Source organism: Salmonella sp. SAL4457, from assembly GCF_046548235.1.
In the GTDB taxonomy this organism is placed as follows: domain Bacteria; phylum Pseudomonadota; class Gammaproteobacteria; order Enterobacterales; family Enterobacteriaceae; genus Salmonella; species Salmonella enterica.
The window spans coordinates 1-318 of record NZ_JBGDZO010000234.1 but is presented as its reverse complement, the minus strand read 5'-3'; the positions used below and the strand labels follow the sequence as shown (position 1 = coordinate 318).

The following is a 318-nucleotide window of genomic DNA, read 5'->3' as shown; positions in this document are numbered from 1 at the left end:
GGAATACTCCGGGCCGAGGTAGACGTGCTCCATCTTCTCCACCGGCACGCCGCGCTGGTGCGACACGTAGGCCGCCGCGCCGACCGCGGTGCCGGCGTCGCTGGCCGCCGGCTGGACGAACAGCTCCTTCACTTCGGGGCGCGAGATGATCTTCTGGTTGAGCTTGACGTTCAGCGCGCAGCCGCCGGCGAAAGCGACCTTGCCGGTCTCGCGGATGATATCGCCGAGGTAGTAGTCCATCATCTCCAGCGCGAGCTTCTCGAACAGCGCCTGGATGCTCGCGGCGTAATGGATGTAGGGATCGTCGGCGATGTCGCC

Annotated in this window: 1 protein-coding gene; it reads right to left on the bottom strand. The window is 66.0% G+C overall.

What is annotated here, in order from left to right:
- On the bottom strand, positions 1-318 hold a 318-nt coding region (locus ACLJNW_RS24065), incomplete at both ends, for a carbamoyltransferase N-terminal domain-containing protein (protein ID WP_410961199.1).